General features: G+C 42.8%; 19 protein-coding genes and 1 pseudogene. 15 read left to right on the top strand and 5 right to left on the bottom strand.

Going from position 1 to position 22,560, the window contains the following annotated elements:
* Positions 1-30: 30 nt before the first annotated feature.
* Both K6V30_RS04115 and K6V30_RS04110 read left to right on the top strand, forming a co-directional pair.
* The gene (locus K6V30_RS04115; RefSeq protein WP_010535860.1) at positions 31-1,038 is read left to right on the top strand and encodes an NAD-dependent epimerase/dehydratase family protein; all 1,008 of its coding nucleotides are present in this window, start codon (positions 31-33) and stop codon (positions 1,036-1,038) included.
* On the top strand, positions 1,029-1,994 hold the full coding sequence (locus K6V30_RS04110; RefSeq protein WP_010535859.1) for a phosphatase PAP2 family protein: 966 nt from the start codon (positions 1,029-1,031) through the stop codon (positions 1,992-1,994). The genes K6V30_RS04115 and K6V30_RS04110 overlap by 10 nt, the downstream gene beginning before the upstream one ends.
* Positions 1,995-2,008: 14 nt before the next feature.
* Here the strand turns inward: K6V30_RS04110 and dusB are convergent, their stop codons facing one another.
* A complete protein-coding gene (dusB, locus tag K6V30_RS04105) occupies positions 2,009-3,001 on the bottom strand; it encodes a tRNA dihydrouridine synthase DusB (protein ID WP_055269265.1) in 993 nt (330 codons plus the stop codon).
* A 138-nt stretch (positions 3,002-3,139) separates the two neighbouring features.
* Between dusB and K6V30_RS04100 the strand changes: the two genes are divergently transcribed.
* From K6V30_RS04100 to K6V30_RS04045, 13 genes and pseudogenes are all read left to right on the top strand, one after another.
* Positions 3,140-4,423, top strand: a complete 1,284-nt coding sequence (locus tag K6V30_RS04100) for a peptidase U32 family protein (protein WP_029425139.1) — start codon at positions 3,140-3,142, stop codon at positions 4,421-4,423.
* 4 nt (positions 4,424-4,427) lie between these two features.
* Complete coding sequence (locus K6V30_RS04095) at positions 4,428-4,832, top strand: acyl-CoA thioesterase (protein ID WP_010535856.1); 405 nt, start codon at positions 4,428-4,430, stop codon at positions 4,830-4,832.
* Positions 4,829-5,953, top strand: a complete 1,125-nt coding sequence (gene dprA / locus K6V30_RS04090) for a DNA-processing protein DprA (RefSeq protein WP_055269264.1) — start codon at positions 4,829-4,831, stop codon at positions 5,951-5,953. The genes K6V30_RS04095 and dprA overlap by 4 nt, the downstream gene beginning before the upstream one ends.
* Positions 5,954-6,013: 60 nt before the next feature.
* Entirely contained in the window at positions 6,014-7,525 is a 1,512-nt protein-coding gene (locus K6V30_RS04085) for a putative Ig domain-containing protein (RefSeq protein WP_055269263.1), read from the top strand.
* Between the two features lie 211 nt (positions 7,526-7,736).
* Positions 7,737-7,841 (top strand): annotated as a pseudogene (locus K6V30_RS25340) (DUF4248 domain-containing protein); the annotation flags it as partial.
* Between the two features lie 547 nt (positions 7,842-8,388).
* A complete protein-coding gene (gene rhuM / locus K6V30_RS04080; RefSeq protein ID WP_022301352.1) occupies positions 8,389-9,390 on the top strand; it encodes a virulence RhuM family protein in 1,002 nt (333 codons plus the stop codon).
* 327 nt (positions 9,391-9,717) lie between these two features.
* Complete coding sequence (locus K6V30_RS04075) at positions 9,718-10,032, top strand: HU family DNA-binding protein (RefSeq protein WP_010535843.1); 315 nt, start codon at positions 9,718-9,720, stop codon at positions 10,030-10,032.
* A 248-nt stretch (positions 10,033-10,280) separates the two neighbouring features.
* On the top strand, positions 10,281-11,561 hold the full coding sequence (locus K6V30_RS04070) for a DUF3575 domain-containing protein (RefSeq protein ID WP_055269262.1): 1,281 nt from the start codon (positions 10,281-10,283) through the stop codon (positions 11,559-11,561).
* Between the two features lie 7 nt (positions 11,562-11,568).
* Positions 11,569-12,531: a DUF5119 domain-containing protein gene (locus K6V30_RS04065; protein ID WP_055269261.1), complete on the top strand. Its 963-nt coding sequence runs from the start codon at positions 11,569-11,571 to the stop codon at positions 12,529-12,531.
* A gap of 51 nt (positions 12,532-12,582) precedes the next feature.
* The gene (locus K6V30_RS04060) at positions 12,583-13,593 is read left to right on the top strand and encodes a fimbrillin family protein (protein WP_010535840.1); all 1,011 of its coding nucleotides are present in this window, start codon (positions 12,583-12,585) and stop codon (positions 13,591-13,593) included.
* Positions 13,594-13,896: 303 nt separating this feature from the next.
* The gene (locus K6V30_RS04055) at positions 13,897-14,793 is read left to right on the top strand and encodes a helix-turn-helix domain-containing protein (protein ID WP_055269260.1); all 897 of its coding nucleotides are present in this window, start codon (positions 13,897-13,899) and stop codon (positions 14,791-14,793) included.
* Between the two features lie 112 nt (positions 14,794-14,905).
* Entirely contained in the window at positions 14,906-15,679 is a 774-nt protein-coding gene (locus K6V30_RS04050) for a 3-keto-disaccharide hydrolase (RefSeq protein WP_029425128.1), read from the top strand.
* 578 nt (positions 15,680-16,257) lie between these two features.
* Positions 16,258-17,784: a sulfatase gene (locus K6V30_RS04045; protein ID WP_055269259.1), complete on the top strand. Its 1,527-nt coding sequence runs from the start codon at positions 16,258-16,260 to the stop codon at positions 17,782-17,784.
* 142 nt (positions 17,785-17,926) lie between these two features.
* On the opposite strand, the gene K6V30_RS04040 is transcribed toward K6V30_RS04045, so the two are convergent.
* The 4 genes from K6V30_RS04040 to K6V30_RS04025 form a co-directional block, all read right to left on the bottom strand.
* On the bottom strand, positions 17,927-18,682 hold the full coding sequence (locus K6V30_RS04040; protein WP_008761731.1) for a succinate dehydrogenase/fumarate reductase iron-sulfur subunit: 756 nt from the start codon (positions 18,680-18,682) through the stop codon (positions 17,927-17,929).
* Positions 18,683-18,718: 36 nt separating this feature from the next.
* On the bottom strand, positions 18,719-20,698 hold the full coding sequence (locus K6V30_RS04035) for a fumarate reductase/succinate dehydrogenase flavoprotein subunit (RefSeq protein ID WP_010535836.1): 1,980 nt from the start codon (positions 20,696-20,698) through the stop codon (positions 18,719-18,721).
* Positions 20,699-20,735: 37 nt separating this feature from the next.
* Positions 20,736-21,440 carry a succinate dehydrogenase/fumarate reductase cytochrome b subunit gene (locus K6V30_RS04030; RefSeq protein WP_010535835.1) on the bottom strand — a complete coding sequence of 235 codons (705 nt, stop codon included), beginning with the start codon at positions 21,438-21,440 and terminating at the stop codon, positions 20,736-20,738.
* Between the two features lie 120 nt (positions 21,441-21,560).
* Positions 21,561-22,436 carry a helix-turn-helix transcriptional regulator gene (locus tag K6V30_RS04025; protein WP_029425127.1) on the bottom strand — a complete coding sequence of 292 codons (876 nt, stop codon included), beginning with the start codon at positions 22,434-22,436 and terminating at the stop codon, positions 21,561-21,563.
* Positions 22,437-22,560 lie beyond the last annotated feature (124 nt).

Below are 22,560 nucleotides of genomic sequence, written 5' to 3'. Positions count from 1 at the left end.
ATTCTTTTCTTATATATTAGGACTATATTAATGGAGAGTATTCTAATTACAGGTGCAAGTGGATTCATTGGAAGTTTTATTGTCGAAGAGGCACTGAAACGAAAGTTTGGTGTGTGGGCGGGAATCCGTTCTAGCAGCAGCAAGCAGTATTTGAAGAACCGGAAGATTCATTTTCTGGAACTGGACTTTGCTCATCCCAACGAATTGCGTGCCCAACTCTCCGGGCATAAAGGGACGTATAACAAATTTGATTACATTATTCATTGTGCGGGAGTCACCAAGTGTTCGGACAAGAAAACATTTGATTATGTAAATTATCTTCAGACTAAATATTTTGTTGATACGTTGAAGGCACTCAATATGGTTCCGAAGCAGTTTATCTATATCAGCACATTGAGCGTATTCGGACCGGTGCATGAAAAAGATTACTCGCCCATTTCGGCAGATGATTCTCCGATGCCTAATACGGCTTATGGATTTAGTAAACTCAAAGCCGAACTTTATATACAGAGCATTCCCGGTTTCCCTTATGTCATTTATCGTCCTACAGGAGTTTACGGTCCCCGTGAAATGGATTATTTCCTGATGGCAAAGTCCATCCGTCAGCATGTGGACTTCTCGGTGGGTTTCCGGAGACAGGATCTGACTTTTATTTATGTAAAGGATATTGTGCAGGCCATCTTCCTTGGAATAGAGAAAAGAGTAGCGAGAAAAGCGTATTTCCTGTCGGATGGAAACGTATATAAAAGCCGCACATTTTCGGACTTAATACAAAAAGAACTGGGCAATCCGTTTGTTATTCATATGAAATGTCCATTAATTGTGCTAAAAGTTATATCTTTGCTCGCTGAATTTATTGCTACGCGTTCCGGGAAGAGCAGTACGCTGAATTCTGACAAGTATAAAATAATGAAACAACGTAACTGGCAATGTGATATAACCCCTGCAATGACAGAGTTAGGGTATGCTCCCGAATATGATCTGGAGAAGGGAGTTCGTGAAACGATTGCCTGGTATAAAAACGAAGGATGGCTTTAGACTTATTTAAGCGAGTGGAAACCCGGAAGGGGTTGTTTGCTGTGGAGAAGATTACATTGATTTATAATCTGTTGACCTCCATCTTGATACTGTTCCTGTTTCAGCGAATGGATCATCCATGGCACATGTTGCTGGATAGGGCGATGATTGCTGCAATGACTTTCCTGTTGATGTATCTTTATCGGCTGGCACCTTGTAAGTTCTCGGCATTTGTGCGGGTTGTCATTCAGATGAGCCTGCTTTCGTACTGGTATCCCGATACGTTTGAGTTTAACCGGTTCTTCCCCAATCTTGATCATGTATTTGCTGTTGCCGAACAATTTATCTTCAATGGGCAGCCTGCTATCTGGTTCTGCCACACATTTCCGCATCTGATAGTCAGCGAAGCATTCAATTTGGGATATTTCTTCTATTATCCGATGATGCTGATTGTGACGTTATTCTACTTTATCTATAAGTTTGAATGGTTTGAGAAGATGTCATTTGTACTGGTAACTTCTTTCTTTATTTATTATCTCATTTATATCTTTGTTCCGGTGGCGGGACCGCAATTCTATTTTCCGGCTATCGGGTTCGATAATGTGTCGAAAGGTATCTTCCCGGCTATTGGCGATTATTTCAATCATCATCAGGAACTATTGCCCGGTCCCGGCTATCAGCATGGGTTCTTCTACAATCTGGTAGAGGGCTCGCAGCAGGTAGGCGAACGACCTACTGCGGCATTCCCCAGTTCTCATGTCGGCATTTCCACTATCTTGATGATTATGGCGTGGCGTGGCAGCAAAAAGCTCTTTGCCTGCCTGATTCCTTTTTATATGCTACTTTGTGGTGCTACCGTGTATATTCAGGCGCATTATGTTATTGACGCTATTGTAGGCTTCTTCTCAGCGTTCGTTTTATATGTTGTAGCAACGTGGATGTTCAAGAAGTGGTTTGCGCAGCCGATGTTTAAGTAAACCAATCTGGTATATCATCGATCTACAGATGCTAGATTGGCAGTTATCTCATCAAATATCCGGAACAATTCTTCCTTTGTTTCCGCCCGAAGCATAGCGATACGGGTATTACGAAAATTAGGAATGCCTTTGAACAACGGACTGGCAGCCAGATGACGGCGTACATGCAGAATACCTCTGCGTTCGTCAAGCAGATTCACACTGTCTACTACCTCCTGTCGTAATACCTCCATGCACCATTCAAAACTGAGTGGGGGAAGCGCTTCTCCTGTTTCCAGATAATGCTTCACTTCCTTGAATATCCAGGGGCGTCCGAAGCTTGCACGACCGATCATGACAGCGTCTACTCCATAACGGTCGAAACACTCCTTACAGCGTTGAGGCGTAGTCACATCTCCGTTGCCGATGATAGGAATATGCATGCGGGGATTGTTTTTTACTTCCCCTATCAGTGTCCAGTCTGCTTCTCCGGTGTACATTTGCGCACGGGTCCTACCGTGGATAGTCAATGCGGTAATACCGCAATCCTGCAATTGTTCTGCCAAATCTACAATGATTTTATTATTGGCATCCCATCCCAGACGAGTTTTTACAGTTACCGGTATTTTCACGGCATCTACTACCGCACGGGTAATCTCCAGCATCTTCGGAATATTCTGTAACATTCCTGCTCCGGCACCTTTTCCCGCTACTCTTTTCACCGGGCAACCGAAGTTGATATCGAGAATATCAGGCTGTGCCTGTTCCACTATTTTGGCGGCTTCCACCATTGTTTCCGTATCCTTCCCATAAATCTGAATGGCAACAGGACGCTCTTCGTCACTGATGCTCAACTTCTGCGCGGTCTTGTTGACGGCACGTATCAATGCATCACTCGATACAAATTCAGTATATACCATGTCGGCACCGAACTTTTTGCACATCAGGCGGAAAGCCGGGTCTGTCACGTCCTCCATGGGGGCGAGTAGTATAGGATGTTCTCCCAGGTCTATATGGTTTATCTTCATAATTGATACTTCTTTTTTGCCGTGCAAAGGTACGGATAAAAACTGAAAGAACTATTTGTTGAGGTAAGTTTCACGGATGCGGATTAATTCGTACCTTTGCATACTCCTATCACATTTTAATGATTATCGAACAGTAAAATGAATATAAAAGACTTTGAAATAATGGCGCCTGTCGGTTCGCGCGAATCTCTTGCGGCAGCCATTCAGGCTGGAGCCGATTCTATCTATTTTGGTATAGAAAACCTTAACATGCGTGCCCGTTCTGCCAATACGTTTACCGTTGATGATTTGCGTGAGATAGCCCGGACGTGCGACGAACACGGGATGAAAAGCTATCTGACAGTCAATACGATTATCTATGATAAGGATATTCCTTTGATGCGTACTATTGTCGATGCGGCCAAAGCAGCCGGAATATCTGCAGTGATTGCTGCTGACGTGGCAGTGATGAATTATGCCCACCGGATCGGGCAGGAAGTGCATTTGTCTACTCAGCTTAATATATCGAATGCGGAAGCCTTGAAATTTTATGCCCAGTTTGCCGATGTTGTGGTGCTTGCACGCGAACTGAATCTGGAGCAGGTTGCAGAGATTTATCGTCAGATCCGGGAAGAAAATATCTGTGGACCGAGTGGTGAACAGATTCGTATTGAGATGTTCTGTCACGGTGCTCTGTGTATGGCAGTCTCCGGAAAGTGCTACCTCTCTTTGCATGAAATGAATCACTCCGCCAACCGGGGGGCTTGTATGCAAGTATGCCGTCGTTCTTATACCGTTCGTGATAAGGAGACAGATGTGGAACTGGATATCGACAACGAATATATCATGTCGCCGAAAGACCTGAAGACTATTCATTTTATGAATAAGATGATGGATGCAGGTGTGCGTGTATTCAAAATCGAAGGTCGTGCCCGTGGCCCTGAGTATGTGCGTACAGTGGTAGAATGTTATAAAGAGGCGATTCAGTCTTATTTGGACGATACCTTTACAGACGAAAAAATCGCAGCTTGGGACGAACGTCTGAAAGCTGTTTTCAACCGTGGATTCTGGGATGGCTATTACCTCGGACAACGGCTTGGCGAATGGACACGGAATTACGGTTCGGCAGCTACGGAGCGTAAAATCTATGTGGGTAAAGGTATCAAATACTTCTCCAATATCGGCGTTTCCGAATTTCTGGTGGAGGCGTCCGAAGTCAGTGTAGGCGATAAATTGCTGATTACGGGACCAACCACCGGTGCAGTCTTCATGACGCTGGACGAAGCCCGCGTCGATCTGAAACCGGTAGAAACAGTCAAGAAGGGACAGCGCTTCTCGATGAAATCAGACAAGATACGTCCCAGCGACAAATTATATAAATTGGTATCTACCGAAGAACTGAAGAAGTTCAAAGGACTTGATGTAGAACAGAAAAGAGGATAAACAGATGAGTCAGTACATTTACGAGCTGGAGATGAAGGTACGCGATTATGAATGCGACCTGCAAGGTATTGTCAACAATGCCAATTATCAACATTATCTGGAGCATACCCGCCATGAGTTTCTGATCTCGGTAGGTATTAGCTTTGCAGCGCTTCATGAGCAGGGAGTCGATCCGGTAGTGGCGCGCATCAATATGGCTTTCAAGACTCCGTTGAAGAGTGGAGATGAATTTGTCTCCAAGCTATATATGAAAAAAGAGGGTATCAAGTATGTATTCTATCAGGATATCTTCCGCAAAAGTGATCAAAAAGTAGTAGTGAAATCCACTGTTGAAACGGTATGTGTGGTAAACGGACGTTTGAGTAGCAGCGAATTATTCGACAACGTCTTTGCTCCATACCTGAAATGACCGATAACGAAGAAGAACAGATTTATAGCATCGCTCTGACCATGGTGCCCGGTATCGGGCACATTGGAGCGAAGCGTCTGGTAGAGGGCATGAAAAGTGCCACTGATGTCTTCCGCTACCGGAAAGAGCTTTCCGAACGTATTCCCGGAGTTAACGAACGGATATCTGCCGCACTGGATTGTCCGTCACTCATTGCCCGTGCAGAGCAGGAACTCGGATTTCTGCAGAAGAACCGCATTCAATGCCTGACTTATTATGATGAAGCTTATCCTTCCCGTTTGCGGGAGTGTGAGGATGCTCCTGTCGTGCTTTTCTTCAAGGGAAATGCGGATTTGAATGCTCTCCATATTCTAAATATGGTGGGTACCCGCCACGCTACCGATTATGGAACGCAACTTTGCGCTACTTTCCTTCGTGACTTGAAAGCGTTATGTCCTGATGTGTTAGTGGTCAGCGGCCTTGCCTATGGCATTGATATCAATGCCCACCGGAGCGCTTTGGATAATGGACTGGCTACGGTAGGCGTATTGGCTCATGGATTAGACCGTATCTATCCCTCTCTCCATCGTAAAACGGCTGTTGATATGCTCGACAGAGGTGGTCTGCTGACTGAGTTTCTTGTCGGCACAACACCGGACAAGCATAATTTTGTTAGCCGAAACCGCATTGTAGCAGGTATGTGCGACGCTACGATTGTGATAGAATCTGCTGCAAAAGGCGGTTCCCTGATTACTGCCGAACTTGCGGAGAGTTATCACCGTGACTGTTTCGCTTTTCCCGGTCGCGTTACTGACGAATATTCCAAGGGATGCAATCAACTGATCCGTGACAATAAAGCTTCTCTGCTTTTATCTGCCGAAGACTTTGTGCAGACTATGGGCTGGAATGTTGCTTCCTGCGTGGAAAAAACAGTCAATGTACAGCGTGACCTGTTTCCCGATTTGTCCGGAGAAGAACAACGAATCGTTGATATTCTGGCACAACGCGGAAATCTGCAGATTAACACGCTGGTGGTGGAAACTGACATTCCCGTTCATAAAATGAATGCTATTCTTTTTGAACTTGAAATGAAAGGAGTTGTACGGGTATTGGCTGGAGGAATGTATCAATTACTGATTTAATTGTCTGGATATTGTTTGTTTTTCGTTATATTAGCAGCCTAATTAAAAAATAATACCCCCATGAGCAAAATACATTCTTTCTTCATCTTATCTATTCTTTCTTTTTTTGTAGTAAACGTATCTTTGTTTGCCGGAAATAAATCTCAAACAAACATCAATCAAAATTTTTTTGAAGGAGCACCGAGCATTCATCCTCCCCGGGTGATAGCCAATTATACGGCAACTCCTTTCATGTTTTATATTCCTACTACCGGCCAGCGACCGATGGAATGGAGTGCTGAGAAGTTGCCGAAAGGTTTGAAACTGGATTCGAAAACAGGAATTATCACAGGAACAGTCGCTTCGGAAGGTGAATATATGGTCACTCTCAAAGCTAAGAATTCGCAGGGAACCTGTACGCAAAAGCTCGAGATTCATATCGGTGACGATTTGCTGCTGACTCCTCCTATGGGGTGGAACAGCTGGAATACTTTCGGGCAACATCTCACGGAAGAACTGGTATTGCAGACTGCGGATGCACTGGTGGCAAACGGAATGCGTGATCTGGGTTATTCCTATATTAATATCGATGACTTCTGGCAGCTGCCGGAGCGAGGGGCTGACGGACATATACAGATTGATAAAGCGAAGTTTCCTCGTGGAATAAAATATGTTGCTGACTATCTGCATGAACGGGGCTTTAAACTCGGGATCTATTCTGACGCAGCCGATAAAACCTGTGGCGGTGTTTGTGGCAGTTATGGGTACGAAGAAATGGATGCGAAAGATTTTGCTTCCTGGGGAGTCGATTTGTTGAAGTATGATTATTGCAATGCTCCTGCCGGCAGGGTGGAGGCTATGGAGCGATATGCTAAGATGGGCAAGGCTTTGCGTGCTACCGGTCGTTCTATTGTGTTCTCTGTTTGCGAGTGGGGACAGCGTGAACCTTGGAAATGGGCAAAGCAAGTAGGAGGACATTTGTGGCGGGTTTCGGGAGATATAGGAGATGTATGGGACCGTGAGGCCAATCGGATGGGTGGACTGCGCGGTATTCTGAATATTCTGGAAATCAACGCTCCTTTGAATGAATATGCCGGACCTTCCGGGTGGAATGATCCGGATATGCTGGTTGTCGGTATTGGCGGGAAGAGCATGAGCATCGGCTCGGAATCGAAAGGATGTACTCAGGAGCAATATAAGTCTCATTTTGCCTTATGGTGTATGATGGCTTCTCCTTTGCTTTGTGGAAATGATGTACGGAACATGGATGATAGCACTTTACAGGTTTTGTTGGACAAGGATTTGATTGCTATCAATCAGGATGTGCTCGGTAAGCAGGCAGAACGCAGCATTCGTGCGGATTATTATGATATTTGGGTGAAACCGTTGGCTGATGGTCGTAAAGCTGTCGCTTGTTTCAACCGGATGGATACTCCGCAAAATATAGAACTGAACGCGAAAACGGTGGAAGGTTTATCTTTGGAACAGGTATATAGTCTCGATAGCCGTTCTACGGAAAATGCTGCGGATGGTATGATTGTAAAGCTGGCTCCTTATCAATGCAAAGTTTATATTTGTGGTAAGCCGAAATAGGAACAGGGATGAGGTTGGGGCATAAAAAAAGGAGCAACGCCTTGCTCCAACCTTTGTTAACCTTAAATCTAATACTATGAAAAAAATCACATGACAAATGTAAGCCTTCTTGCCATTTCTTCCAAATTAAGTTTCTTGTATTTGGGTCTCTTTTGATTTCTTTCACGGATTTTCACTGTTATCGCACACAATGGGGCTGAATGTGGAATATCAAGAGCTTATACCGACAGGTTATTTGCCGTACAATCATCGGTTTTTGACTTCAAAACAGTATAAGATCATAATAAAACATCTAGGTGATCCTTATGAGGATTAGGGCGTAAGTAACCCGTAAATGAGCTAAGGGCTGCAAACTTTTATGGAGTTTTCAGCCTTTTTGTTGCATAAATTCAAAGAAAAGAAGTCTGAAACCAATCGCACGAGTTTATAATAAACCGAGAGACCGTTTATTATAAACGGTGAAAGAATTTATTATAAATCAAATCGTCGATTGTTCATAACTATTCAGCATTTTTCAAGAGAGTCCTTGAAAGGGCTGGCTATATCTCTGAATATTTCTTCTCATTTAGTAATTAGATCGTACATAAAATGAAGTATTCATTTTATACAGGAAATTATTGGAATGGTAATAACGGCGAATGTAAGAATTGCTCTATCAATTTTAGCTAATAATTGTGCTGCTTTCGGGAATAATCAATATCTTTACATGAAATATCAAGTTAAATCAGTTGACATAAGAGGATTTTAATATTGAACTGATTATTAATACTTAGGTACAAAATTAATAGTCCTAAAATAAATATTGATTGAGGTGTGTGGGCTGATATAAATGTTTATATCAACTCTAATATTTGGAAGTAAGCATGGAACAAAAGAATGAAATTATTATATATCAGTCTCAAGATGGTACAATAAAAGTCGATGTGCTATTTTCTGATGAGACGGTATGGTTGACGATTGATCAAATGGCGACCCTGTTTGGGAAATCCAGATCGACTATAAACGAGCATATTTTAAATGCATATAGCGAAGGAGAATTAGTGGAAGACGGGACAAAGAGAAAAATCGGAATTTCCGATTTTTCTACTAAACCTACAAATTATTACAATTTGGACGTCATTATTTCAGTTGGCTATAGGGTAAAATCTATACAGGGTACTCAGTTCCGTATTTGGGCAACACAGCGTTTGAGGGATTATATCATCAAAGGATTTGCACTGAACGATGAGCGATTTAAGAGCGGTTCATCCATGAATTACTTCCGCGAGTTGTTAGACAGAATCCGGGAGATTCGTTTGTCGGAGCGAGTTTTTTATCAGCAGATTAAAGATATTTATGCCACAAGTATAGATTATGATCCGTCTGACGAAATGACTCTTGCCTTTTACAAAGAAGTACAAAATAAACTCCTTTGGGCGGTTAGTGGCAAAACTGCAGCGGAGCTAATTTATTATCGGGCAAATGCTGCATTGCCGCAGATGGGTTTGACATCGACATCGTTGCCCAACAAAGTTCGCAAAGTTGATGTGGAAATAGGAAAGAACTACCTGAATGAAGAGGAGATTGGACTCTTGAAATTGATTGTAGAGCAATTCCTTGCATATGCAGAGATTCAGGCGATGCAGCACAAACCGATGTATATGCGGGATTGGATTGAGAAATTGAAGCAGGTACTTACAATGAATGACAAGAATATATTGGAGCATGCCGGATCTATTTCTCATAAGCTTGCTTTGCAAAAGGCAGCTGATGAGTATGACAAATATAAGGTAGTACAAAAACAATTGGAGCATTTGGAAAGTATCAAAGAGTTGGAACAAGATATTCAAAAATTGAGTATTAATAAGAATAAAAAAAAGAAATAGTCTAGATTTCAATATGATACCTCTGAATATTTAGGGTATTCACGAAAGACCTTCTATATAGCGGATATAAGATCAGCTTAAATGACCGCGAACGTTTTTATTATTAACGCGTTTATGAAGAAAAAAGATTAATTTGTATAACTTCTTATAGATTAATGTACTATCTGTAGATATCAACCACTCTAAAGCAACTGAAAGGGGACACAAAGGAGACAAGAGAGGACTGGATGCTTTGTGCCCTGTGATATCTTTGCAGAGTCATTCAGAGACAAAGAGAATGGCAAACAAATAACCTTTATTTTTTTAACCATTTAAACCTTAACAATTATGGCTTTAGAGTATGTAGTAACAAAAGGAGTGTTCGGTTTTGACAAGGACAAAAACGAAAAGTATGTAGCAAAGTCGGTTTGTTCCGGCAGAGTAAGTTCTTCCAAGATGTGTGGTAAGGTAAGCCACCTTTGCGGAGTTCATCGTAAAGTGGTAGATTTGTTCGTCAGCGGGTTGGTCGATATGAGCATCACTCGCCATACAGAACTGGAAACAGATTATACGAATGGAGGTGGCAGTGGAAAGCCCGCTACCGGCGGAGATGGTGGTAAAGACGATGGAGAGGAGGTACCGGTACCTGACTCTACAGTATAAATCTCTAGTGTGATGCTTGTCTCATAAGAGTAGTAGTAAATGCACAGATGATCGATGAACCTCGATTTTCTGTGCATTTTTTCAGTAGTTGGCGTCTTAGTCTATTAGGAATTTCGTGATTATTGAACTTCAAACTTGCAAATTCGTTCCAATCGTTTCACATAACCTTTCATGCCCTGTTTTTTGTTTCATAAGTATGATTTTGTTTGCATATTAACTTCTATATTTGTTCATAGAAACGAACAACTATGAAGTATGGAATCTATATATTAGCTATTTTCATGGCATTTTCTGCCTCATTGAAAAGTGGATATGCGATGGTTTCGTCTTTCACAGTAACGCAAGATACGACCAGACAAGTCGTGGTATATTTTGATAGAGAGGATACTACAGTTGATTTTAGTTATAAGAATAATAATCAGTATATTAACGTGTTGGATTCTTTGCTCGGCAATAAAGAGAATATCCGATATATCACAGCGGTCAATGTCATTACTTTTGTTTCGCCCGATGGTGATTCGGTTTATAATACTGTTTTATCTGCCAGGAGAAACAATTCGGTGAGAGAGTTCTTACAACAACGTTATCCGGCTGTTGATATGAAAAAGATTCAACTTTTCTCAGGAGGAGAAGATTGGTCTGAATTTCGTAAGGTAGTGGAAGAAGATTCGGACTTTCCGGAGCGTGAAGAGGTAATGATGTTGATGGACTATCATCGGAATGATATTGGGAAGAGAAAGCAATTGTTGCGTAAACTCAATAAGGGAATGGCATACCAGTATATGCTTCGCAATGTGCTTCCTCAGTTAAGGAGATCGGTAATCACAATCGTCCGGGAAATTCCGGAAATAGATAGGAAGAGTTTTGAGCCGGTATCTTCTGCCTCCGGGTTGTTTGTTTCAGAACAGGAAGAGGCGCTTCCGAATCATCGACCGGATAAGCCTGTGGGAGAAAGTAAGAAAAAACAGGTCTATGAGGTAACGATATCGGAGGCAGGGGGACCGGCAAAAAATGAAACGATACTGGCGGTGAAGAATAACCTGCTGTATGATTTGGCGTTAGCACCGAATATAGAGGTGGAAATTCCGATGGGCAGGAGATGGTCTTTGAATACTGAATACAAATGTCCGTGGTGGCTGAACAGTAAGCATAATCTCTGCTATCAGCTTCTTTCGGGAGGTGTGGAAGGACGTTGCTGGCTGGGTGACCGGCGGAAACACAAGCGATTGACTGGTCATTTTGTCGGGCTTTATGCCGAAGGCGGAATCTATGACTTTCAGTTGCAGAGCGATGGCTATCAGGGCAAATATTATGGAGCTGCGGGAGTGACTTACGGATATGCACGGCAACTGGCACGACACTTTTCGATTGAGTTTAGTCTCGGCATCGGATATTTGACAACGGAATATAAGAAATATACTCCATACGAAGGAGATATAATATGGGCAAATAGTGGACGTTACAATTTTATAGGTCCTACCAAGGCGAAAGTTTCTCTGGTATGGCTGATAACAAAGAGAAGGAGGTAGGACCGTTATGCGAGATACAAGAGATATGCTTCTTGTGCTTCTGTCCTCACTGCTGATGCTAACCGGATGTAGCCGTCGCGATATATTGGATGATTATCCCGTAAGTGGGGTTGAAATTTCGCTGGATTGGAACGGTGTTACCAATAAATTGCCGGAAGGGGTTCGGGTGATCTTTTATCCGAAGAATGCGGAAGGCAGAAAGATTGATACCTACCTTTCAGTAAAAGGAGGAAAAGTAAAAGTGCCGCCGGGACGTTACTCGGTAGTGGTTTACAACTATGATACTGAAACGGTACAAATCCGGGGAGAAGAAGCCTATGAGACGATTGAAGCCTTTACGGGACATTGCAATGGGTTAGGCATTGCAGGAACGGAGCAACTGGTCTGGGGACCTGATCTGTTGTATGTTGTGCGGATAGATGACTTAAAGATAGAAAACAGTGAAGAGGAGCTTCAATTGAACTGGAAACCAAAATTAGTGGTAAAGACCTATTCTTTTAAATTGAAGGTACAAGGACTCGAATATGTTTCTTCAATCGTTGGAAGTATAGAGGGTATGTCAAGTTGCTACGATTTGGGGTTGGGATGTGGAAAAGCAGGTGATTCACCCATCTATTTTGCAGCTAGAGGAAGTGCAGGTGAAGTGACGGGTAGTTTTACTGTTTTTGGAACATCGGAAGGTGTAATAAGCCGGGCAGGTAACGCAATAAAGTTGACGCTGGCATTTGTCAAAACAGATAATAAAGTGCAAAAGATGGAAGTTGATATAACGGAGGTGATTGCTAATTCGGAAAGTGGTGGCAGCGGTGGTGATGATGACGGTGATGAGCCTTTCAAAGAAATAGAGTTACCGGTTGAGGACGAGGTGAAGGTTGATAAACCGGATTCTAGTGGTGGCGGAGATGGTGGTTTTGATGGAAATGTTGATGGCTGGGGAGATGATGAAGAAGTGATTTTACCCGTAAATTAAATTTGAGCATAAACAAAATATAACAATATTATAAACTTAAAAAATACGATTATGAAGAAGGTTTTATTGGCAATTGCAGCAGTTGCAACGATTACTAGCTGCTCACAGAATGAAGAGTTTGAGAATCCGGCACAAAGTAATGAGATTAATTTTACTTCGGTAGTAGGAAAAGCCACGAGGGCTACAGTAGCAGTTACTGAGACTCTACAAGATAATGGTTATAAATTATATGCTTATAACACTGGTGATAAGAATATAGCTGATGCAACAAGCCTTGGAGAAGCATTTATTAATGATGAAGGAAAGTACGAAAATTCTACTTGGAAACTTAAGACTGGTGGTTATTATTGGCCATTAAATGAAAAGATACATTTTTTCGCATATTCTCCAACTACTGCTAATATTGGATCTGATAGTTGGAATGCTACAGGGAAGTATCCTAGTTTTTCTTATACTGTTCAAGCAGAGGCAACACAAGAAGATTTGTTAGCTGTAGCTGTAGCTGATAAGTGTAAGACTGGTGTAACTTCCATGGGTTCTGTAAATTTGATATTTAAACATATACTAACTCAGATTAATTTCAAATTAGTGGGTAAAGATGCTGGTTTTACATATTCAGTAACGGGTATAAAATTGACAAATGTAGCCAATGAAGGTACTTATACTTATTCTAGTAGTACAGGAGCTTGGAGTGATTTGAAAGGAGCAGCAGAGTATTCTTATGTATTTACAAATCCAACCAGTGTTACAGGAACAGGAACTGTTGTAATAGCCAAAGACGGTAATGCGTTGATATTGATGCCTAACACTAATGTAGCTGCAGTTAAGGTCCTTGTTGCATACTCTACGACTAAGGATAGTAAAACATACTTTACTGGTACGAAAGAAGTTGTTCTAAGTGGTAGTTGGGGAATTGGTCAGAGTATTCTTTATACATTGACTTTGCCATCTGGTGCTGAAGAAATTACAGTATCTCCAAGTGTTGATGAGAATGGATGGGGTACTGACAATGAAGGTTCTACTAGTGAATGGAATAATACTGAGAACACACCTTCAAATTAGTTGTAATATAACTAGTTTTAAATAACTGAGTAGATTTGAAGGAGTAAGATTTTATATCCTCTAAATATATTTTGAATCCTGGCTTTGTCAAAAGCTAGGATTCTTTTACTATAAAATAGATTTTCGCCTATGAGGGTTGGTCTACAAAATTCTGAGAGAGTGTAATAAATATCACCCTTTTATAGTTTTAATGAAATGAATTTCATGCATATTTTACTTTTCTTTTCCTTTTTTATGGCTATATAAAAGATTTCATATATTTTTGTTGGAAACATAAACAGATACAAACATCAACAACAATATATGGCATCTATCTGTCAAGGCACTTGGGATTGTCAGGATTGTCCGAAGGCCGTAGGCAATACAATTATTCACATTATATACCAGCGAGGTTTTCATAAACCTGCCCAGAAATGTGAGGAGAACTTCATCCTTTTTTTGATAAAGGGAGAGATGTTAGTCAATAGTCAGGAGTATGCGGGTACGATGCTCAAAGAAGGAGAATTTATCCTTCAGGCTATCGGTTCAAAATTTGAGATGCTTGCTATGACTGATTGTGAATGTATCTATTATGGTTTCATTCAACCGGAGATGTTTTGTGATTCTCGTTTCAACCATATCATGAAAGATGTGCCTTCTCCGCTTATCTATTCCCCTTTAAAAATAATTCCTGAGTTACAATATCTATTAAGTGGGTCTATTGCTTATCTGAGAGATAATAAAATCTGCCGGGAACTGCTGTCATTAAAGCGCAAAGAACTGGCTTTCGTTTTGGGTTACTATTATTCCGATTATGACCTTGCGACCTTAGTACACCCTCTCGCTAAATATACCAATAGCTTTCAATGCTTTGTGTTTCAGAACTATAAGAAAGTAAAGACAGTGGAAGAGCTTGCCCAACTGGGTGGGTACACACTCAGCACATTGCGCCGTATTTTTACCAGTGTATTTCATGAGCCGGTATACGAATGGATGCAGGCACGGCGTAAAGAAGGTATTTTAGATGATTTGCATAATTCCAACTATAGTATATCTGAAATATGTTATAAATATGGCTTTGAATCCCTGCCTCATTTCTCCAACTTCTGCAAGAAGTTTTTCGGAGCTTCTCCACGCAATTTACGAAAGAACGAGTACGAGAATAAGAACAAACTATCTGATACGAAAGAGATTGAATACTCATCCGGTGGTTTATTATAACAGAATTGCTTCAGAGATTAACAATATGTTTTTTAATGTTGTATATTTGTAAGTCCCAATATCCGGGATAATAATTAAATATCTAAATAGATATATGAAACCTATGTATTACATGACAAAAAGAAATTTGCTGACTACTATCGGTATGTTGGCTGTAGTATCGGCTTTTGCCCAGAAAGAATATCCCTCTCGTGCGCCAATGACCCCTGCCATGTCAGAGTATTGGACACCTCAGCCTCCCATCGTTACTCCGGGAAAAGCACCGGCAGAAGCAATCGGTGCACCGTCTGATGCTATTATCCTATTTGATGGTAAAGACCTGTCTCAATGGGAAAACTCTAAAGGACAAGCTGCGGGATGGACTGTTCATGATGGAGTATTCACAGTAAAGAAGGGTACAGGTGATATCCGTACCAAACAGAAATTCAATGATTTTCAGTTACATCTGGAATGGTGTATCCCGGAAGGTATTGAAGGTACAAATCAGGCAAGAGGTAATAGCGGAGTATTTCTACAAGGTATCTATGAGATACAGATCTTGGACAACTACGAGAACGAAACGTATGTCAATGGTCAGGCCGGAAGTATCTATAAGCAGACTCCTCCTTTGGTCAATGCCATGAATAAACCCGGTGTATGGAATACATTCGATATAATTTATACTGCTCCTACTTTCAAAAAAGACGGTACTTACCGCACACCTCCACGTGTCACTGTCTTGCAGAATGGAGTACTGTTGCAGAACAATACGACCATTTTGGGAACAACTCCCTATGTCGGTTTTCCGGAAGTGGTTCAGCACGGCGATGGTCCTATCGCATTGCAGGATCATGGGGACCCGAGTGCTCCGATTAGTTTCCGTAATATCTGGATCAGAGAATTATAATTTCTGATTAGATGTATGCTGAAAATTAACTCATGGAAAACATCTGATCCCTATTGCTGAAATTACTAAGTGAGTTCATATAAAAAGAAAGTGAGTGTACAAACTCTCATAAACTAAAAGCCACCCTTGCTACAACTGTCTGGACTGCACCCCAAAAGTTGAACACAAAACTTTAGGATTGCAGTTCAGTCTGTGGCGGGGATGGTTTCGTTAAAATGAGAATTTTGACATATTCTCATTTCCATGAACCGATATGCTGCGGCTGGATGTGAGCCGATGTAAAAAAGGAGCTTTTGGAAAATTGCTCCGTATCCGTATGCCAGGAACTGTAACAAGCCTATTCTGTAATTTTTCAGAGAGTATGTCAAAGTTTCTTTTTTTCTTTGCACATATAGCGCTATTATCGTATATTTCTACCCATTTTCCTTAAAACCAGTCTAATACATCTTTATTACAGAGTTGTGCACTTCAAATAAAGCCATACTAAGGCGGAATAGGAATCTTGTTTTTTATCTCAATGATTTTTGAATTTATTATACCTACATACAATAACCTGAGTGTAAATGAAAAACCATGTAATGAAAACAAATCGAGCTTTTAAAGAATTCTGTGTATTAGGAGGCTTAGCTTATTCCGTTTGCGGAGTAGCTCAGGAACGTCCGAATATAATTGTCTTTCTGGTAGATGATATGGGACTTATGGATACTTCAGTCCCTTTTCTGGCGGATGAGAGCGGGCAACCGGTACGCCACCCTCTAAATGACTGGTACCATACTCCGAATATGGAGAGACTGGCCAAACAAGGCATTTGCTTTTCTACTTTTTATGCACAAAGTGTAAGTTCCCCTTCCAGAGCTTCGATCATGACCGGACAAAATGCGACCCGGCATGGAGTCACTAACTGGATTAACGCTGAAAGTAATAACCGGACTCCTTTCGGACCACCCGAATGGAACTGGAAAGGTCTCAGAAAGGATATGCCTACTATGCCCAGAGTCCTGCAACAAGCCGGATATAAGACGATTCATGTAGGAAAGGCACATTTCGGCTGTATGGGAAGCGAAGGAGAAAATCCATTGAATATTGGGTTTGATGTAAATATCGCAGGTTCCGGTATAGGCCATCCCGGCAGTTATTATGGCGAATGGGGATATGGCTCTATCAAAGGAGAAAAGGCAAGAGCGGTTCCGGACCTGGAGAAATATCATGGTACAGACACTTTTTTGAGTGAAGCTCTGACTGTAGAAGCCAATCGGGAGATCGCTGCCGCTGTGAAGGAGAAACGTCCTTTTTACCTGAATATGGCTCATTATGCTGTTCATTCACCTTTTCAGGCAGATAAGCGTTTCCTGTCACGGTATACTGATCCGGATAAGAGCGACCAGGCAAAGGCCTTTGCTACTTTGATAGAAGGAATGGATAAATCTTTGGGCGACGTGATGGACCAGCTCGAGAAGCTGGGGATAGCCGAAAATACTTTAATATTCTTTTTGGGAGATAATGGCGGTGATGCTCCTCTGGGAGATGAACGCGGATATGGTTCTTCTGCTCCTTTGAGAGGGAAAAAAGGTACGGAGTTTGAAGGTGGTATGCGGGTTCCTTTTATAGTGGGCTGGGCAAAACCGGAAAAGAAGAGTGCAGTACAAAAACATTTGCCAATTGAGGCCGGAGGCATACAGATGCAGCTAGGTACAATCATGGATATTTATCCGACAGTTTTGTCTGTGGCAGGCTGTGAAGTTCCCCAAAACTATGTGATAGACGGGTTCGACCTGAAAAGGCAACTGAGCGGTAAGGCGGACCGGAAACGTCCCGAATCTTTCCTGATGCATTTCCCTCATGCCCATCGTGGCAGCTACTTCACTACCTACCGTCTGGGCGATTGGAAACTGATTTATTACTATTCTCCTGAAACTCCGAAGCAACCCAAAGCTTTGCTTTACAACCTGAAAGATGATCCGGAAGAAAGAAAGGAACTCTCTTCTACGCATCCGGATAAATGCAGAGAGATGATTCAGGAGATGGCGGCTCAGTTGGAAAAGGAAGGAGCTCTTTATCCGGTTGATAAACAAGGAAATGAGTTGAAACCTTTTGTCTACTTCTGATAAGGATGAAACCGGAGGATTGGAAAGGATGAACAACGGATAACATCCATACACAATCCATCAGCATCTGCCTGCAAAAAGAAAATCCCCCACCGGCAATGCCGGCGGGGGATTTATGCTATTAATCAAATCAAGCTCACGCTTAGTCTTTCAGCTTGGCGATGATAAAGTCGCGGTTCAGGCGGGCGATGTTGCTGATAGAGATATTCTTCGGACATTCAGCCTCGCAAGCGCGAGTGTTGGTACAGTTACCGAAGCCCAGTTCGTCCATCTTGGACAACATAGCCTTTGCACGGCGCAAAGCTTCCGGTTTACCTTGCGGAAGCAAGTTCAACTGGCTAACCTTTGCAGAAACGAACAACATGGCAGAACCATTCTTACATGCAGCTACACAAGCACCACAACCGATACAAGAAGCGGCATCCATAGCTTCGTCAGCGATTGGCTTCGGAATCAGGATTGCGTTGGCATCCTGCGGAGCACCTGTACGAACGCTTACGTAACCACCTGCCTGCATGATCTTGTCATAAGCAGTACGGTCTACCATCAAGTCTTTGATTACAGGGAAACCAGCCGAACGCCAAGGCTCAACAGTGATGGTGTCACCATCGTTGAAACGACGCATATAAATCTGGCAGGTAGTAGCACCTGTTGCAGGACCGTGCGGATGTCCGTTGATGTAAAGAGAACACATACCGCAGATACCTTCGCGGCAGTCGTGGTCGAATACAACCGGTTCTTTTCTTTCGCTGATTAGCTGTTCGTTCAGAATATCCAGCATTTCGAGGAAGGAAGTATCACCGGGAATATCTTTCATTTGGTAGGTTTCAAAAGCGCCTTTAGCCTTCGGGCCTGCTTGACGCCATACCTTCAGTGTAAATGATATATTTTTATCCATTTTCGTCTAATTCTTTTAAATGTTTAACTTCACCGATTAGCTCTTGTAGTTACGGGTCTGAACCTTGATAGCTTCGTATACCAGCGGTTCTTTGATCAATACAGGGGCTTTTTCATCGTCACCCTGATATTCCCAGCATGCTACGTAGAAGAAGTTTTCGTCATCACGTTTTGCTTCTCCTTCTTCAGTCTGGTATTCTTCACGGAAGTGACCACCACAACTTTCGTTACGGTTCAATGCATCGTAAGCAACAAGCTCACCCATAGTGATGAAGTCGTACAGACGGATAGCCTTGTCGAGCTCTACGTTCATACCTTCTTTAGAACCGGGGATAAACAGATTTGTTTCGAATTCCTTGCGGACTGCTTTCAGTTCGGCGATACCTTTCTTCAAGCCTTCTGCCGTACGTCCCATACCTACATATTCCCACATGATGTGACCCAGTTTCTTGTGGATAGAATCAACTGATTCATTACCCTGGATGCTCATGAACTTGTCGATCTTGGCTTGAACAGCTTTTTCTGCTTCAGCAAATTCAGGAAGATCGGTAGAGAAACGAGGAACAGTAATCTGATCTGCCAGATAATTCTGGATTGTGTAAGGCAATACGAAGTAACCGTCTGCCAGACCTTGCATCAATGCAGAAGCACCGAGGCGGTTTGCACCGTGGTCAGAGAAGTTACATTCACCGATAGCGAACAGACCCTTGATAGTAGTCTGCAATTCGTAGTCTACCCAGATACCACCCATTGTGTAGTGGATAGCCGGATAAATCATCATCGGATTATAATATTTCACACCACTGATTTCTTTGGCCAGTTCACCCGGATTAACGTCAGTGATTTCTTCATACATATCGAAGAGGTTGCCATAACGCTGGAGAACTACATCGATACCCAGACGGTTGATAGCTTCAGAGAAATCGAGGAATACAGCCAGACCTGTGTTGTTTACACCGAAGCCTGCGTCGCAACGTTCTTTAGCTGCACGGCTGGCAACGTCACGCGGAACCAGGTTACCGAATGCCGGATAACGGCGTTCCAAGTAGTAGTCGCGGTCTTCTTCAGGAATATCGCTTCCTTTGATTTCGCCTTTCTGTAATTTGATGGCATCTTCTTTCTTTTTCGGAACCCAGATACGACCGTCGTTACGCAGAGATTCAGACATCAGAGTCAGTTTGGACTGCTTGTCACCGTGTACCGGGATACAAGTCGGGTGAATCTGAACATATGCGGGGTTGGCGAATACAGCACCCTTGCGGTAGCAAGAGATAGCAGCTGTACAGTTACAACCCATAGCGTTGGTAGACAGGAAGTAAGCGTTACCGTAACCACCGGTAGCGATTACTACGGCGTGAGCGGCGAAACGTTCCAGTTCACCTGTGATTAAGTTTTTGGCAATGATACCGCGGGCACGTCCGTCGATGATAACAACGTCCTGCATTTCGTAACGGGTGAACAGTTTCACTGTACCTACGTTTACCTGGCGGCTCAGTGCAGAGTAAGCACCCAGCAACAGCTGCTGGCCGGTCTGGCCTTTAGCGTAGAATGTACGTGATACCTGTGCGCCACCGAAAGAACGGTTGTCCAGTGTACCACCGTATTCGCGTGCAAAAGGAACACCCTGAGCTACACATTGGTCGATGATAGCGTTGGATACTTCAGCCAGACGGTATACGTTAGCTTCGCGTGCACGGTAGTCACCACCTTTTACTGTATCGTAGAACAGACGGTAAACAGAGTCACCATCATTCTGATAGTTTTTAGCAGCATTGATACCACCCTGTGCAGCGATAGAGTGTGCACGGCGCGGAGAGTCCTGAATACAGAAGTTGAATACTCTGAAACCCATTTCACCGAGGGATGCAGCAGCAGAAGCACCTGCCAGACCCGTACCCACAACGATGATATCCAAACGGCGTTTATTAGCGGGGTTCACCAATTTCTGGTGAGCTTTATAGTTGGTCCATTTCTCAGCCACCGGGCCTTCTGGAATTTTTGAATCTATCTTGATCATAATATTATTTACAATTTAATCATTTACAATTTACTATTTAGCAAGCACCGCCACAAAGAAGTGATTTCACGAAGAATACCACTACTACCAGTGCGAAACCGAGTACTACAATCGTAGAGTAGATGTTAGAAATACATTTCCAACGATTGATCCATACTTTGTTGTTCCATCCCAGTGATTGCATGGAGCTCCAGAAGCCGTGAGTCAGGTGGAACCACAAAGCAAACAGCCAAATGAGGTAGAGCACTACATAAACCGGACAAGAGAATGTCTGCTGGATGTGATAGGCACCGTTTGCTGCATAAGCCAGCGTCAGTGTGTCAGCATGCATGTCCAGATTGTGCATCAGTTCAGGCAACTGCATTTTTGCCCAGAAGTTGAAGAGGTGCAAACCGAGACCTACGATAACGATAAGGCCCAACACCAACATGTTTTGAGAAGCCCACTCTACAGTTTTCGGTTTGTCAACCACCGCATAGCGTTCGCTGCCGCGCGCTGTGCGATTCTGCATTGTCAGCCAGAACGCGTAGATGATGTGAATGATGAAAAGAGCAGCCAGTGCTGCGGTAGCTACCAGCGCATACCAGTTTGCTCCCAAAAACTCACAAATCATGTTGTAACCATCAGCCGAGATGATTGCAACCAAGTTCATCGCCATGTGAAATGTTAGAAACAGGACAAGGGCGATACCGGTAACGCTCATCACCACTTTCCTTCCTACAGATGAATTACTTAACCACATAAATGATTGAATTTAAATTATTTAATTGTTAGAACTAAAATTTCGACGTTTTACACCTCTTACAGACTGCAAAAATAGGGGAAATAGATTGATTGACCAAAGAATTAAAGAAATAATTCCTTAATCGGTGATCTTTCCGATTTTTTCGCCATTGGCCGCTTTCTTGCGTAAGGCGCGCGGAGTGTCTCCGAAAGAATCTTTGCAGAAGTGTGCAAGGTGGGAGAGGGAGTCGAAACCGTACCGGTTGCAGATCTCCGTAATTCGTAATTTAGAGTGCTGGAGGTCTTCCAGGATGCCTTCCCGTTTTTTCTCCAGTATCCATTCGTACACCGGAATGCCGTAGAAGTTTCTGAAGAGGCGGCGGAAAGTGGTAGTGGTATATCCGCCCAGATGTGCAAATTCTTCCACGTTCTTCACTTTGGTGTAGTTCTGCATGACAAAGTAATGGAAACTTTCCGTGTAGGAGCTGATCGGGTGGAAGAACGATTTCAGCTGGGGCAGGGGATAGTAATTGGTTATTAAGTAAACCAGTTCCTGACATTTCAGGTTGATGAATTTGTTGCAGGGAGGAACAGGCTCGTCAAGATAAGCCGCCATATCGGTGACGAGGTTGAGCAGTCGGTGGTCCATCACCAGAGGGGTATAGGCCAGCGGAGCTTCCGCCTGGTCGATGATTTCGCGGTAGCGGTCTTCGCAAAGCAGCGGCAGTTCGTTGAACCAGAAGACAATGTATTCGGTATCTGTAAGTGCCAGTGCTTCGTGCTTCGAGCCGATGGCTTGCAGGATGAATTGCTTGTCGTGCAGGGTAGTTCCGGGATACTCGTCGCTGTTGACCAATAATTCACCTTTTATGATAAAGAGCATACAATTTTGCGTACACTTATCTTTCGGAATATGCTGACCCCTGAGCATATGTCTGTGGATAAGAATACCTTCTGTTGCTTTAGGACATCCTGCGCAATCTTTCTGTTGTATGCAAAGTGAGTCTTTGGACATGAGTTCTATCATGTGAATTATTGTCTTCAGGGACAAAGATAATCGTTTTTTTGTGATTTTTAGGTTCTTTCTTCCATTTATGTTTTAGCATAAACCCGCACATAATTGTCTTTATGGAGATGTG

Source organism: Bacteroides faecis, assembly GCF_020091505.1.
GTDB lineage: Bacteria > Bacteroidota > Bacteroidia > Bacteroidales > Bacteroidaceae > Bacteroides > Bacteroides faecis.
Note: the sequence above shows the minus strand (reverse complement) of the source record. Positions and strands in the feature narration are given on the sequence as shown.

What these genes read in the sequence shown, in the direction of transcription:
- K6V30_RS04060 (WP_010535840.1), top strand. Translation starts at nt 12,583, where the DNA reads ATGAAGAAGGTTTTATTGGCAATTGCAGCAGTTGCAACGATTACTAGC.
- K6V30_RS04040 (WP_008761731.1), bottom strand. Translation starts at nt 18,682, where the DNA reads ATGGATAAAAATATATCATTTACACTGAAGGTATGGCGTCAAGCAGGC.
- K6V30_RS04035 (WP_010535836.1), bottom strand. Translation starts at nt 20,698, where the DNA reads ATGATCAAGATAGATTCAAAAATTCCAGAAGGCCCGGTGGCTGAGAAA.
- K6V30_RS04115 (WP_010535860.1), top strand. Translation starts at nt 31, where the DNA reads ATGGAGAGTATTCTAATTACAGGTGCAAGTGGATTCATTGGAAGTTTT.
- K6V30_RS04025 (WP_029425127.1), bottom strand. Translation starts at nt 22,436, where the DNA reads ATGTCCAAAGACTCACTTTGCATACAACAGAAAGATTGCGCAGGATGT.
- dprA (WP_055269264.1), top strand. Translation starts at nt 4,829, where the DNA reads ATGACCGATAACGAAGAAGAACAGATTTATAGCATCGCTCTGACCATG.
- K6V30_RS04030 (WP_010535835.1), bottom strand. Translation starts at nt 21,440, where the DNA reads ATGTGGTTAAGTAATTCATCTGTAGGAAGGAAAGTGGTGATGAGCGTT.
- K6V30_RS04110 (WP_010535859.1), top strand. Translation starts at nt 1,029, where the DNA reads ATGGCTTTAGACTTATTTAAGCGAGTGGAAACCCGGAAGGGGTTGTTT.
- K6V30_RS04045 (WP_055269259.1), top strand. Translation starts at nt 16,258, where the DNA reads ATGAAAACAAATCGAGCTTTTAAAGAATTCTGTGTATTAGGAGGCTTA.
- K6V30_RS04095 (WP_010535856.1), top strand. Translation starts at nt 4,428, where the DNA reads ATGAGTCAGTACATTTACGAGCTGGAGATGAAGGTACGCGATTATGAA.
- rhuM (WP_022301352.1), top strand. Translation starts at nt 8,389, where the DNA reads ATGGAACAAAAGAATGAAATTATTATATATCAGTCTCAAGATGGTACA.
- K6V30_RS04075 (WP_010535843.1), top strand. Translation starts at nt 9,718, where the DNA reads ATGGCTTTAGAGTATGTAGTAACAAAAGGAGTGTTCGGTTTTGACAAG.
- K6V30_RS04055 (WP_055269260.1), top strand. Translation starts at nt 13,897, where the DNA reads ATGGCATCTATCTGTCAAGGCACTTGGGATTGTCAGGATTGTCCGAAG.
- K6V30_RS04065 (WP_055269261.1), top strand. Translation starts at nt 11,569, where the DNA reads ATGCGAGATACAAGAGATATGCTTCTTGTGCTTCTGTCCTCACTGCTG.
- K6V30_RS04070 (WP_055269262.1), top strand. Translation starts at nt 10,281, where the DNA reads ATGAAGTATGGAATCTATATATTAGCTATTTTCATGGCATTTTCTGCC.
- K6V30_RS04050 (WP_029425128.1), top strand. Translation starts at nt 14,906, where the DNA reads ATGACAAAAAGAAATTTGCTGACTACTATCGGTATGTTGGCTGTAGTA.
- K6V30_RS04100 (WP_029425139.1), top strand. Translation starts at nt 3,140, where the DNA reads ATGAATATAAAAGACTTTGAAATAATGGCGCCTGTCGGTTCGCGCGAA.
- dusB (WP_055269265.1), bottom strand. Translation starts at nt 3,001, where the DNA reads ATGAAGATAAACCATATAGACCTGGGAGAACATCCTATACTACTCGCC.
- K6V30_RS04085 (WP_055269263.1), top strand. Translation starts at nt 6,014, where the DNA reads ATGAGCAAAATACATTCTTTCTTCATCTTATCTATTCTTTCTTTTTTT.